This is a genomic window from Algoriphagus antarcticus, assembly GCF_002150685.1.
GTDB lineage: Bacteria > Bacteroidota > Bacteroidia > Cytophagales > Cyclobacteriaceae > Algoriphagus > Algoriphagus antarcticus.
On the sequence record NZ_MSSW01000027.1, the window covers coordinates 26,896 to 40,274 of the forward strand.

At 40.6% G+C, this 13,379-nt stretch carries 11 protein-coding genes; 7 read left to right on the forward strand and 4 right to left on the reverse strand.

What is annotated here, in order from left to right:
- Window positions 1–37 precede the first annotated feature (37 nt).
- The 4 genes from BVH04_RS10330 to BVH04_RS10345 are packed head-to-tail and all read right to left on the reverse strand — an operon-like array spanning window position 38 to window position 2,701.
- Window positions 38–247: a hypothetical protein gene (locus tag BVH04_RS10330; RefSeq protein WP_086541395.1), complete on the reverse strand. Its 210-nt coding sequence runs from the start codon at window positions 245–247 to the stop codon at window positions 38–40.
- Window positions 248–300: 53 nt separating this feature from the next.
- A complete protein-coding gene (gene mnmD, locus BVH04_RS10335) occupies window positions 301–984 on the reverse strand; it encodes a tRNA (5-methylaminomethyl-2-thiouridine)(34)-methyltransferase MnmD (RefSeq protein ID WP_086541396.1) in 684 nt (227 codons plus the stop codon).
- Window positions 981–1,463 carry a 2-C-methyl-D-erythritol 2,4-cyclodiphosphate synthase gene (gene ispF, locus BVH04_RS10340; RefSeq protein WP_086541397.1) on the reverse strand — a complete coding sequence of 161 codons (483 nt, stop codon included), beginning with the start codon at window positions 1,461–1,463 and terminating at the stop codon, window positions 981–983. Before ispF ends, mnmD begins: the two co-directional genes overlap by 4 nt.
- A complete protein-coding gene (locus BVH04_RS10345; RefSeq protein ID WP_086541398.1) occupies window positions 1,460–2,701 on the reverse strand; it encodes a M16 family metallopeptidase in 1,242 nt (413 codons plus the stop codon). Before BVH04_RS10345 ends, ispF begins: the two co-directional genes overlap by 4 nt.
- Before the next feature lie 202 nt (window positions 2,702–2,903).
- Here BVH04_RS10345 and bshC point away from each other — a divergent pair, with 202 nt between their 5' ends.
- The 7 genes from bshC to BVH04_RS10380 all read left to right on the forward strand — a co-directional run bounded on the left by bshC (window position 2,904) and on the right by BVH04_RS10380 (window position 13,307).
- Window positions 2,904–4,469 carry a bacillithiol biosynthesis cysteine-adding enzyme BshC gene (gene bshC / locus BVH04_RS10350; RefSeq protein ID WP_086541399.1) on the forward strand — a complete coding sequence of 522 codons (1,566 nt, stop codon included), beginning with the start codon at window positions 2,904–2,906 and terminating at the stop codon, window positions 4,467–4,469.
- The gene (locus BVH04_RS10355; protein WP_086541400.1) at window positions 4,459–5,031 is read left to right on the forward strand and encodes a 5-formyltetrahydrofolate cyclo-ligase; all 573 of its coding nucleotides are present in this window, start codon (window positions 4,459–4,461) and stop codon (window positions 5,029–5,031) included. The genes bshC and BVH04_RS10355 overlap by 11 nt, the downstream gene beginning before the upstream one ends.
- Before the next feature lie 22 nt (window positions 5,032–5,053).
- Entirely contained in the window at window positions 5,054–5,551 is a 498-nt protein-coding gene (locus BVH04_RS10360) for a hypothetical protein (RefSeq protein WP_086541401.1), read from the forward strand.
- Between the two features lie 752 nt (window positions 5,552–6,303).
- On the forward strand, window positions 6,304–9,519 hold the full coding sequence (locus BVH04_RS10365) for a SusC/RagA family TonB-linked outer membrane protein (RefSeq protein WP_086541402.1): 3,216 nt from the start codon (window positions 6,304–6,306) through the stop codon (window positions 9,517–9,519).
- An 18-nt stretch (window positions 9,520–9,537) separates the two neighbouring features.
- The gene (locus BVH04_RS10370; protein WP_086541403.1) at window positions 9,538–11,199 is read left to right on the forward strand and encodes a SusD/RagB family nutrient-binding outer membrane lipoprotein; all 1,662 of its coding nucleotides are present in this window, start codon (window positions 9,538–9,540) and stop codon (window positions 11,197–11,199) included.
- A gap of 17 nt (window positions 11,200–11,216) precedes the next feature.
- Window positions 11,217–11,786, forward strand: coding sequence for a hypothetical protein (locus BVH04_RS10375; RefSeq protein ID WP_086541404.1), 570 nt, complete (start codon window positions 11,217–11,219; stop codon window positions 11,784–11,786).
- Between the two features lie 585 nt (window positions 11,787–12,371).
- Entirely contained in the window at window positions 12,372–13,307 is a 936-nt protein-coding gene (locus tag BVH04_RS10380; RefSeq protein ID WP_240510897.1) for a DUF4249 domain-containing protein, read from the forward strand.
- The last annotated feature ends 72 nt before the right edge of the window (window positions 13,308–13,379 follow it).

Below are 13,379 nucleotides of genomic sequence, written 5' to 3' on the forward strand. Positions count from 1 at the left end.
ATACAAGTTAGTTTCTCAGTTTCTGATCGTCCATTTCTTATGCAGAGCCGATTGCTTTGAAATTTTCACATCCCGTAGTCAACTCAGAATTATCCGTAAGTTCAATACTCCCAATCTCCGTAGCATTGAATTCGCCTTTTTCAATAGCAGATACCAGAGTTAGCTCAGGCGTTGTGAAGGAATTGTAGCTACTCGCGTAGATTTGGATTGGAAATAAAAATAGCCAAACAAAAATTGCAGTTTTCATAAGATTGGTGGTTTTTCCTAATTCCTATCCAAACAGCATTCCAGTGAGTAGATTTATTTTTTCCAGCCTCTTGTCATTTCTTTTTTGCCTGGAGGGCCAGGTAAAGTTTCTACTTCGAGCCCTACTTCATTCAGGTCTCTTCTTAGCTGACCCGTTGCACAGTAGGTAGTGAATATTCCTCCTGGGTTCATTGATCCGCAAACTTTGCTGAGCACCTCTTTTTCCCACATTTCAGGCTGTTTGCTTGGCGCAAATGCATCATAGAAGACCACATCGGTAGGATAGAGAACCACTTCCTGAAGCGTTGTTTTTTCTTTTTTCATATTGAAATATTCCGACATGATAATGCCTTTGTCCCATTCCGCTTTGTGCACTCGCTGTAAATATGGCTTGTAATGAAAAATAGCGTCATCCATATCTCCGTAGTTCAACTGGGAATAAATATCCTCGGAGAGCGGAAATGGCTCAATGGTATGATAAAGTACAGGAATCTGATTTTGTTCTGCCCAAACTAAGGTAAGCCAAGCATTGAGCCCTGTTCCGAATCCCACTTCAAAAACGCGAAGAGGTTTTTTGTTCGGGTTATTCATCACCCAAGAGTCTAGGCCATAGAGCATGCATATATGGATGGATTCTTTGAAAGCACCGCCTAAATTGTGGTAGCTTTCTTTTAACTCTTTATTGTAAAGAGAATGAGAACCGTCCTCGGTGGTGATGATTTTGAGGTTTTCGCTCATACAGAATAAATTAGAGCCGAACAATATGCTGATACGCCTTCCTGTCTGCCTACAAATCCAAGTTTCTCAGTGGTTGTTGCTTTGATGGAAATTTCATTTTCAGATACATTCATCACTTCGGAGAGACACTTTTTCATGGTTGGGATGTGAGGATTGATTTTCGGAAGCTGCAGGCAAATCGTGGTATCTAAGTTGCCCACTTCATAGCCAGCCTCGCGAAGGAGAACCATTACTTCTGCCAGCAGGATTTTGCTGTCTATACCCTTGAATTTTGGGTCTTGATCGGAGAAATGATGTCCGATGTCACGAAGATTTGCTGCGCCTAAGAGCGCGTCGCAAATCACATGTATCAAGACATCTGCGTCGGAATGGCCAAAAGCACCCTTTTCGTGTTCTAATTTGATTCCACCCAACCAGAACTCATGGCCTTCTTTAAGTTGGTGGACATCATAGCCGAAACCTATTCTGAATTTGTTCATGCAGGTACAGATTTATAATATAAGACAGAGGAGTTTTCTTCACGGATCAGGCGATTTGCCCAAGACATAATTTCATCTCCTTTTATTTTTGATTTCTTTTCGAATTCCTCGTAATACAGATCGGGGTTTCCAAGCTGTGCATAATTTGCCAGATTCATAGCCCTGTTGAGCACTTGGATGGACTCGTAGGTTTTCATTGCTTCGCCCTGATTCTTTACTTTCTGAAGAGAATGATCAGAGATTTCTGAAGCTAGAAACTTAGAAACTACTTCGTCCATTGCGTTTTCGGCTTCTTCTGCTGACACACCACTTTCCATTTTTCCAGAGAAAATCAAAAGTCCAGGATCCACAGATCCTAAAACATAAGCTCCCACAGCTGCAAAAAGTTTTCCGTTTTTCACCAACGTTTGCTCCAGAAGAGAAGACTTGCCAAAACCTATGATGTCGGCGATTAAATCGGCTTCCAAGTAGCCCTCAGCCAGTTTTGCTGGCATTTTATAAGCTTTGTAAAGTGCATCTGTAGGCACAGCGGCCTCTACCACTTTGATCTTTTTGGTATGTTGGGCTGGCTCGACTGGAATTTGAAGGGTTGATTTTGAAAGATTCGGAATTGGTTCAAACCATTTCTTTGCTAATCTCTCTACTTCGGCTTGCTTCACCGCGCCAGCAACTACTAAGACGGCATTGTCAGGTCTGTAATTTGCTTTATAAAAGTCCCAAACATCCTCTTGCGTATAATTAATAATATCATCCAGATTCTGTCCAATTGTTGGCCACCGATAGGGGTGAGTGTCGTAAGCAAGAGGCCTCAAGTGATGGAATACATCGCCATAAGGCTGATTAAGGTAGCGCTGTTTATACTCTTCCATGACCACTTTCCGCTGAGTTTCGATAGTTTTCTCGCTCAGTGTCAGTTCCGACATGCGGTCTGATTCCAGCCAAAATGCTGTTTCCAGATTTGCAGCAGGAATCGTGATGTAATAATTAGTAATGTCAGGACTGGTAAATGCGTTGCAAGCACCGCCGACACGCTCCAGTTCTCGGTCGAAAACAGGGACATTGGCAGAGCTTCCAAACATCAAATGTTCGAAAAAATGCGCAAGTCCGGTTTTTCCGAGCTTTTCATTTCGGGATCCAACTTTATAGAGAAGGTTGAAAACAGCGATTTTACTGCCGTGATCCTCGTGGACGATCACTTCTAATCCGTTTTCTAGGAAAAATCTTTGGTAGGGTAGCATATTTGTAGCTTGCAAAGCTAAGATAATTGGCAATGTTGGCTAATCAGGAAGGGTATTTTAAATAAGCCTAAGTGCGAAAACTTCAGTTCAACCCGAAACAATTCCTTTGATGTAAGCATTCCTGATTTTTTCGAAAAAAAAACGAACTTTGGAATGATTGATTAAATTAGTTTCCCTTTACAACCCTCAGCTCAAATTTCTTATGAAAAAACATTGCGTAGAACTCCATCAAACCGGACAGTTTTCACAATTTTTTTTGGATTATATCGGAGGGAAAGACGAATTAGCGCCTTTTTATACTCATTATCCCAAGTTGGAGAGCTTCAGACAAGCTATTGAGCAGAAGACTTTTTCCGAAGGAAATCGAAAGGTTCTGGTCGATGCGCTCCAGACCCAATATGCCAATCAGGAAGTAGGCTCCGCGGTCTCTTCGAATATTGAGTCCTTAGCGTCAGATCGTACGTTCACCGTGACTACAGGACATCAACTTAATCTTTTCACTGGACCGCTTTATTTCATTTACAAAATTGTCTCCACAATCAATCTTGCCAAGAAATTAGCCGAGACATATCCTGATTACAAGTTTGTGCCAATTTACTGGATGGCGACAGAAGATCACGATTTTGATGAGATCAATTACTTCAAGCTTGATGGCAAGAAATACCAGTGGGATTCTGATCAAACTGGAGCCGTCGGAGATTTTGAGTTGGATAAGAGTTTTAAAGAGTTTCTTAAGTCTGTTGCTTTCGCCCCAGAAGTGTTTTTGGAGGCTTACTCTTCCTCCAAAACATTAGCAGAGGCAGTTCGGAAGTATGTCAATTCGCTCTTCGGTGAAGAAGGATTGGTCATCGTAGATGGAGACGATGCGAAATTGAAAAGAGAGTTTACAGAAGTGATACTCGCTGACTTGTTTGAGCATACCCCTTTCGAAAAATCAACTGCGGCGACGGATGCATTAGAAGAGTTGGGCTATAGTAGTCAGATTTTCCCCCGTGAAGTCAATTTTTTCTATTTAGACAAAGGTGTTCGAGAGCGAATTGAGAAAATGGAATCGGGTTTCGGAATTGTAAATACTGATTTGCGATTTACCAATGAAGAAATGAGAGCTTTGATCGAGAAAGATCCAGAGCGATTCAGCCCCAATGTGGTGTTGCGCCCACTTTATCAGGAAATCATCCTGCCTAATCTTGCTTATTTGGGAGGCCCTGCTGAAGTGGTTTACTGGCTTCAGTTGAAAGGGGTTTTTGATCATTTTGAGGTTCCGTTTCCAGTATTGTTGCCACGTAATTTTGCTTTGATTATCAACGAGAAAGTGCAGCGCAAAATGGGCCAGTTGAATTGGGAAGTGGAAGATCTTTTTGTAGATGTGGAGCATTGGAAAAAGACTTTTGTGAAGGCTGAAGCGAGCATTGATATTGAGCTTGACAAACAAAAGGAGATTGTTTCCACTCTGTTTGATAAAAAAGGAAAGGAAGCTGCTCATCTAGAGAAAAGTCTTGAAAGTGCTTTTGAAGCTGGTAAAGTTCGCTCCTTGAAGATCATCGATCAGATGGCTAGAAAGCTTCGCAAGGCCGAAGAACGAAGGTTGCATACGCAAATAGAGCGTGCCTGTTGTATTGAGGAGTTAGTAAAGCCAGGTGGTAGTCCACAGGAGCGGGTGGTAAATATGATGCAGTTCTACCTGAGTAATCCTGATCTGATCTTAGAGCTTTTGGATTGTTTTGATCCGCTGGATTTCAGAATGATGGTATTGGAAAATGAGTCTTGATAAGCATGAGCTAAGAACTTTTTATATGGAACTGCGAGCTGCACTTTCAAATGAGCAGCTTGAAAAAAAGTCCCTAAAGATCACCGACCATGTGATTGCTTTTTTGGATGAACGAAAAGAGCTGAATAATTTCCATCTGTTTTTCCCTATCCCGAAACAGATGGAAATCAATACCTATCCTATTAAAGAATATTTGGAGCGTAGAGGCGGGAATATCTACACCTCCAGAGTTGAACTTGATTCGTTCACCTTACAGACCTTACTTTTAAAGGCTAACACAAAATTCCAGCTCGATAAATGGGGGATTCCGATTCCAGAGAATTTTGAATTGGTGAGCAATGAGTTGATTCAAGTGGTTTTTGTTCCACTGCTAGCTTACGATCAAAAAGGAAACAGAATCGGTTTTGGTAAAGGATATTATGATATTTTTTTGAGTAATCTTGACTCTTCAATTCTGAAGATTGGGTTGAGTTATTTTTCACCTGAGCTTTACATTCCCTCTGAATTGCATGATATACCACTCGATTATTGCATTACGCCAGAAAATATCATTACTTTTTGATCTTGTAAAAATAAGTTGTTCCATGCGATTTACCCTTTTAGCGGCTTTTGCTGCGCTTACTCTTGTGTTTTCATCTGCTCTAGAATCTAAGGCACAGATGAGAGATTATAATACCATGGTTGGGATTACAGCCGGAACCAATATTGGAGGGACTGTAAAGCAATTCATTTCTGACCAAGGAGCAGTCGATCTCCTGGTCTATCGAAGGTGGAAAGGCTGGGTAGCGGCAGTTTTGTATGAGCACCATATGGATATTAGGGAAGTGAGAGGGCTGGAGTGGTATTTCGGAGGAGGAGCTCATTATGGAATGTGGAAAGATGGAAAAGGCGAGCCTCCATGGGTTGACAAAATAGACCAGGATTATAATGCCTATGGGATAGATGCGGTTATAGGCCTAGAATACAATATCAATCGCAGTAGTTTTTATGTGGGGCTTTATTGGAAGCCAGCATATAATTTCACTGACTTTACTAAGCTGTGGGAGGATGAAGCAGCGTTTACGCTGAGGTATGCGCTTTAGACAAGGAGTGAAGACCGGCTTTGGGAATTATTTCGAATACTGACTATTTTTTAGGGATTGCTCACTATTGCATTAAGGTCAGAAAAGATGTATAGTCAAATTTTAAATTATTCACGTCATGAATCGTCGCTTTGCTTTCCTTCTTTGAGTTTAAATTATTGATTAGGTACAATTTTCAGTATCAAAAACACAAAGATTGGAGATGCAAAGCAGTTTCGGATAATATGAATTCAGAATATTATTTTTTGCACGATTAAACATTTGCAAATGAGTTTTAAGCCATTCTTTAATAATTGCCTGTTTTTAAGTCTTATTTGACATCAATATTTTACCCTGTTTGTTCAAAATTCTTTAGAAAATCTGCCATTATTTCTTTTACAGCACCATAGGCACAAATACTTGGAAGAAATTCAAAATAATAATATATATTTTTTAATACTACGTTATCAAAATAAAATTTGGAAATAAGCTCTGATTTTATCCATTATCTTATTTTTTATAAAGTCTAAGTATAAAGAACCGAATTTATGCTTGATCAAGCCGTTAAAACTAATTATAGACCGATGGTTTATAATTATGTGTTTTAATTATCTCTTGTTACCAAAGATTATAATTTTAAATTTCAAAATTTGATTAATTTGCATTATAATTATTTTTAATTGCAATAATTTAATTAAGTATACACTAACAGGCGCATTTTGTTATTAAGTTGAAAGGGATTTTATTTAGGTATCAATCAAACTAAATACCTTATGAGAAAAGCTTTACTCTTTGTTTTTGCGCTTTTCACCATGTCACTCACGTATGAGGTGTCAGCGCAACAGCGGGTAATTACCGGAACGGTAATTTCCGAAGAAGACGGGCTCGGTCTGCCAGGAGCAACCGTACTCGTTAAAGGTACTACAGTGGGGATGACCACCGATTTGGATGGTAATTACTCCATTACAGTACCAGCAGGTTCTGATGTTCTAGTTTACTCTTTTGTGGGGTTAAAATCCGCAGAAGAAGTAATCGGTAACAGAACCATTATTAATGTCACCCTTATGACTGACGCCGCGCAACTATCCGAAGTGGTAGTGACGGCGATTGGTATCGAAAGGGAAAAGAAAGCGCTCGGCTATGGAGTAACTTCCGTCGGCAGTGAGCAGCTTGAGAATCGTCCTGAGCAAGACGTAGCACGTGTATTGCAAGGGAAAGTACCGGGTGTGAATATCACCTCGACCAATGGTATGTCAGGATCTGGAACAAACATGGTCATCAGAGGATATTCTTCTGCGACAGGTTCCAATCAGCCACTATTCGTAGTTGATGGGGTTCCTTTCAACACAAGTACTAATAACACTAATGGGTTCTCTCAAGGTGGTGCTACTACTTCTTCTCGATTCTTGGATATTGATCCAAATAATATCGAGTCGATGTCAGTACTGAAAGGTCTATCTGCAACCGTTCTTTATGGTGATCAGGGTAGAAACGGGGTAATCTTGATTACTACCAAATCCGGAGCTACTAAAAGAAAAGCTGCTGAGGTAACTATCAATCAATCCATATTCTCCAACACTGCGGCATCTTTGCCTACGTACGGAACAATATATGGAAATGGTTTCCAGCAATCTCCTGGATTCTTCTTCTCTAACTTTGGCCCAAGTATGGATCAAGGTCTTCAGGTCAATCACCCCTATGCTACTTCACGAGTTGCCTCTGTAAGAGAAGCATTTCCACAGTTTTGGGTAGATGGCGTAGTAGGTGGTACTCCGGTAAAGTATGACTTTAAAGCATATGAGGACCCTTCTACTGCTTTCTTCCGTACTGGAATAGTTTCCAATACCTCTATTCAAGTTGCAGGTGGTTCTGATCGGACTGGATATAGCGCAAGCTTTGGTTATACTGATGATGAAGGTTTTACTCCTGGAAACGAAATGCAGAAGTATAACTTTGGATTGGGTATCAATTCCGCAATTTCTGATAAGTTGTCTGTAAACTCTTCTTTTACATTTGCGATTACCGATCTGCAATCTCCACCGGTGAATGCTTCATTCGGTTCAGGTCCAAATGGTGGTATTCCATCCGTGTTTGCACACGTGTTATATACGCCTAGATCTGTTGATTTGGCAGGACTTCCTTTCGAAAATCCAATCGATAAGAGTTCTGTATACTATAGAGGCGGTAATGATATCGTGAACCCTAATTGGTTAGTAAAGAACTACGTGAATACATCTGATGTGCAGCGATTCTTCAACTCTACCTCATTAAATTATGATGTCAACGATAATGTCTCAGTTACTTATCGTCTAGGTTTGGATACTTACACAGAGACTCAGGAGGCTAGATACAACAAAGGTGGACCTTCAATAAGTTTGGCTACTCAGTCTGGATATTACAGAACGATCAACTTGAAAAATACCATCTGGAATCAGGATTTGATTATTAACTGGAAAAAGGAGTTTTCCGAGAAATTCGGAATGTCTGCTTTGATCGGTGGTAACTCAAGATATGATTACTTCGAGCAGGTAGGTGTTGCTTCCCAAGGTCAATTGGCTTTCGGATTATTCCGTCATTCCAACTTTACCAACTCATCCAGTAACGATGCTTATTCAGGGACAGGCATGAACAGAACTCAAGAAGAGCAGAGAATGGGGGTTTATGCCAACGTGACGTTGGACTACTCTAACTATCTGTATTTGAATTTAGCTGCAAGAAATGACTGGACCTCTACTGTAGAACAGGAAAACAGAAGAATTCTGTATCCGGGAGCATCAGTTTCATTTATTCCGACTACTGCATTCAACTGGAATTCTTCTACGCTAAATGATTTGAAAGTAAGACTTGCTTATGGTACTTCTGCGGGCTTCCCCCCACCATATAGCACTCGAAATATCCTTACTCAAAGAGCAAGAGCTTTCGATGCAGGTGGTACAGTAACCCAAACTCACGAGGTGGCTAATAGACTTGGTAACCCCGATTTGAGACCAGAGCTTCAGCAGGAACTTGAGTTTGGCTTGGAAGGTGTTATGTTTAACAACAAGTTAAGATTTGATTTTTCTATGTATGAGAAAAATACATCTGACTTGATCACAGATACACCGATCGATCCTGCTACTGGTTTTAACTTTACTCAGAAGAATATTGGTAAATTAAGAACCAGAGGTATTGAATTTCAGGCTACTGTGACACCAATATCGACTGCATCCGGATTCCGTTGGGAATCTACGATCAACTGGTCTATGTATAGAAGTGTGGTCATGGAACTAGCGCCAGGACTGGATCAAGTTGTGATTTCTGGTTTTACTACTTTAGGAAACTTTGCTATCCCAGGTGAGCCATTTAACGTAATCAAAGGCATTGGTTTTGAGAGAAATGAGCAGACGGGTCAACCGATCATCCTATCAAATGGTCTTCATAAGCCAACTTCCGATTTGGTCATCTTAGGTGATCCAAATCCAAAATGGAATGGATCATGGATCAACTCATTCTCTTATAAAGGTTTCACTTTGAACGCAATGATTGAGTACAGACACAAGGGAGATGTATTCTCTAATACAGTGACTGCTACGCTTGCAAGAGGTGTGACCAAAGATCCTGTGGTGGACAGAGAATTGACGTTCATTATGCCAGGTGTAAAAGAAGATGGTACTCCAAATGATATCCAAATCACAGCTTCTAATTATTTCTTCGGAGGTTATCAAGGAGCTTCAGATGAGCCTAATATATTCGATGGTTCTATGATTAGACTTCGTGAATTATCCCTTGGATATGAGTTGCCTACAGGTTTTTTGGCAAAGACTCCTTTCAAAAGAGCTTCTATAGCCTTAAGTGGAAGTAACTTATGGTTCTTAGCGCTAAACTTCCCTCCAAACATGAACTTTGATGTAGACGTGTTAGGTACTGGTGTAGGTAATGGTCTTGGTTTCGACTTCGTAACCGGTCCTAGCTCCAGAAGATTTGGTGGAACTGTAACCCTTACATTCTAATCCCAAAACTGAAATAAAATGAAAAGAAAAATATATAGTTTGATGATCGCAGCAAGTATGGTTTTTGCAACTTCTTGTGAACTCGACTTGCAAGTGGATCCAAATGCAGTACAGTTTGATGCTGCTATCCCGGATTTTTTACTGAATAGTATTCAGTTAGAATATCAGGAGGTTTTCAACTCCATTAGTGATGATGGAATGCGCCTAACCCGTATAATCAATCAGGGAAGTGCGCAATATGAGGGAGCTTACACGCCAACTACTACCAATGCTTATTGGACAGGTGCATACTCTACAGTACTGGCTGATATTCAAGCTTTGGAACCTTTGGCAGAGGAACGGAACAATCAGCGGCACTTAGGTATTGCGAAGACTATCAAAGCCATGGTTTACATGCACTTAGTGGATTCTTATGGTGATGTACCTTTGACAGAAGCGCTGCAAGGTCCTAACAACTTCAACCCGAAAGTCGATTCAGGAGAATCCATATATGCGGCGGCTTTGGAGGCACTAAATCAGGCGGATGCTCATTTTGCGGCAACGAGTTCTGCTGGTACTCCAAATGATTACTTCTATGCTAGAAATTATACTAAGTGGATAAAATTGATCAATACCTTGAAGTTGAGATATTTCTTGAATACCCGATTGGTAAAGGCTGCCGAATCTAAGGCAGGTATAGATGCATTGATCGCAGCTAACAATTTCCTTAAAACAGGCGACGACTTTATCTTCAAGTTTGGTACTACCAGAGCTGATCCGGATTCCAGACATCCAAGATTTGCAGGTCAGTATACATCAGGAGGTGGAGACTATCAGTCTACGTTCTACATGTGGCATTTGACAGAGGCGAAGGGTTTTGATGATCCGCGTGCTAGATATTACTTTTACCGTCAGGTAGCAGTTAATCCTACTAATTCGGAAGATATCGAGTGTATTGTCCAGATTGCCCCACCTCAGTACCTAGTGGCTAACTTTGTGTATTGCCTTCCTGGTAAAAGAGGTTATTGGGGTAGAGATCACTTGGATCCAGATGGTATTCCACCAGATGGATTGAGTCGTACGGCTTGGGGAGTTTTTCCTGCAGGTGGTAGATTTGACAATAACAGTGCTGCACCTGTCAATAATCCTTCACTTGGTGCTCAAGGAGCAGGTATCCATCCCATTATGTTGGCTGCTTATGTTGACTTTATGCTAGCTGAGTCTGCATTGTTTCTTTCAACTGCGGGAAGTCCAAAAGACTTGATGTTATCGGGAATCAGAAAGCATATGGAGTATGTAAGAAGCTGGAGCTTGTCCACTTCGCAAGGTTCAGTGATCAGTGGATTCACATCTGATGCAGCTTATGCTACTTCTGTGACCGATTATTTGAATTTCGTAGCCAGTCAATATGATGCAGCTCCAAATGCAAGTCTTGGTCTTCCAAGCAAGATGTATGTGATCGGTAGAGAATATTGGTTATCACTCTATGGTAATGGTACAGAGGCGTACAATCTATATAGAAGAACAGGCGAGCCATCTATTATGCAGCCTGGTTTAGAAACGAATCCAGGTGTATTCCCTCGCTCATTCTTCTATCCTTTGAACTACTTGTCGACAAACACAAATGCAGTTCAGAAAGCAGATCAATCCGTACAAGTGTTCTGGGATAATAATCCCGCAGGTAATGCTTGGGTAGACTAACCTTAAAAATAAGACAAATGAAAAAATTCAAATATAGTTTCGGATTGCTGCTGGGTGCAGTTATACTCCTGGGTTCATGTCGTGATTTTGTAGAACCTCGTATTCCATATACAACTTTCGATACGGCTGCTTATTTAAGAACAATCTCAAGTACAAGTACTTCATTTAGTCTGGACAGTCTTGCTAGTTCTAAATTTGAAATTGTCGTTGAAGCTGTTGACGCTGAAGATGGCGGTACTGTAGAGACCGTTGAGGTGCGTGTAAGACATAGAAGATTGATCCCTAACGTGGGTTTAATTTATACGCCTGCAACTGATGTTATTGTAAAGACACTTAAAAAATCAGATTTTGCTCCTAACGCTACTTCTAGATTTCTAAGATCAACTATTCTGGTGACAGCAACTGAGACGCTTGCGGCTGTTGGATTAGCTCCTGGAGCAATTCGAGCAGATGATGTATTCGAGTTTAGATTGGTATTGAATGATCGTTTTGGTCGCGTTTTCACAGATTCTAATATTTCTGGTGATTTAACTGCCCCATTCTACAATTCACCTTTCTTTTACCCAGTATCTGTTGTTGCGCCTTGATAGAGGAGACTCATTGGATAATTCCAAATAGTAATGGTGAAAGTTATTTGATGACCTCAACCTGATCTGATGATCACCTTTCAAATTTGATTGGCTCAAAATCATCAATGGAAATGGCTCTTTGATGCTATAGTTTGCTAGTATCATTCAGTGGCCTGCTACGTTGAGATAATTATTGAATCACACTAATTTTAAAACTGCCTCTGATTTTTAGAGGCAGTTTTTTTTTGACTTGAAGTTTGAGATTATCAAAGTTTTATTTTTGGGTAAAAGGCTTTAACCGGAAATTGGATTATCCGCAATGGCATATGTAATCCTATTTTCTTTGCATATTGTGATGAAAGACAGAGGACCGGAGTCATGAGACCGGAGGCGGAAGAGGAAGGACTCGCCTAAGCTAGTATGATCACAAAAAGAAGAAAATTTGACTGCTGCTGCAATTGAGCATATACATACTATCAAATCCATAACTTATTGAAAAAGTATCATCTGCTTCTAGTCTGGTTTGTGCGGGGTTGCATTAATCTATTCGAGACTTAACTCATCGAAGGTCTGCGGCTACTGACTATTGAGGGGTGGTGACCAATGGTCAAGGTCCGGATTGGGTTTTCCCGATTGGGTACCTATGGGAGTATTTTTGAGGCGCTAGTTTGCTCGGTTGCCGGAGCAACAGTGGTGGTTCGGGATAATACTGGATCAGTTGCGATATTTGATGAAGACTTAAATATGCATGGTACGTACATTTTCCTAAAAGCATATTCTGGAGTAGTGGGCAGATCTTATACTTTGCTAATTGAGCTTCCAGATGGGAAAATCTATTCTTCCCTGCCTGAAGTAATCAATAAGCCGATAGAAATAAGCAAAATCCCCTACAAGTCCGAGACCATCGCTGTTGAAGGCGAAACAAATTTGGATTCAGGCGTCGGTGATTTTGTAGAGTTGACTGATCCAGCAGATGAGAATAATTATTACTTCTGCCGAAATAACCTGAGTACCTATATTTTGGAGGCCAGGCCTGATTTATATTATAATCGTACGATAATGATGGTCGAGCCAGAGGGCTGTTGCGATCGCTGCTATCGCACAAAGACAACCGGAAATACGTCTTATTTTCTGACCAATGATGATAATTCCGATGGCTTGAAAACAACCATTATGGCAGCTTTTATTCCTGATAATAAACTAAGATTTTTAAACACCTATCGCTTGGATCTGAATCAATTAAGTATTTCGGCAGATGCGGATCGTTTCTTACGTTTGGTCAAACAACAATCTGAAATCAGTGGGTCAGTATTTGATCCTCCGCCAGCAAATATTCGAGGAAATATAGTAAGCCTCGATAACGCCGATGAAGTAGTTTTGGGTTACTTTATAGTTGCGGGTGAAACGCAGCGTCGAACTTATATTTTTGGAGCGGATTTGGAGTTTAGACAGCCTGTAAGTTTGATTGCCGACGATTATAGATTGGTGGATAATGCAAGTGTCCGACTCCCATCAGACTGGAATCCTGTAAAAGATTAATCAGCTTAGTTTTATAGTCCTATTCTAGTACATTCGGAAAAGCAACTAAGCGATTTTTTATTATTGATTTAA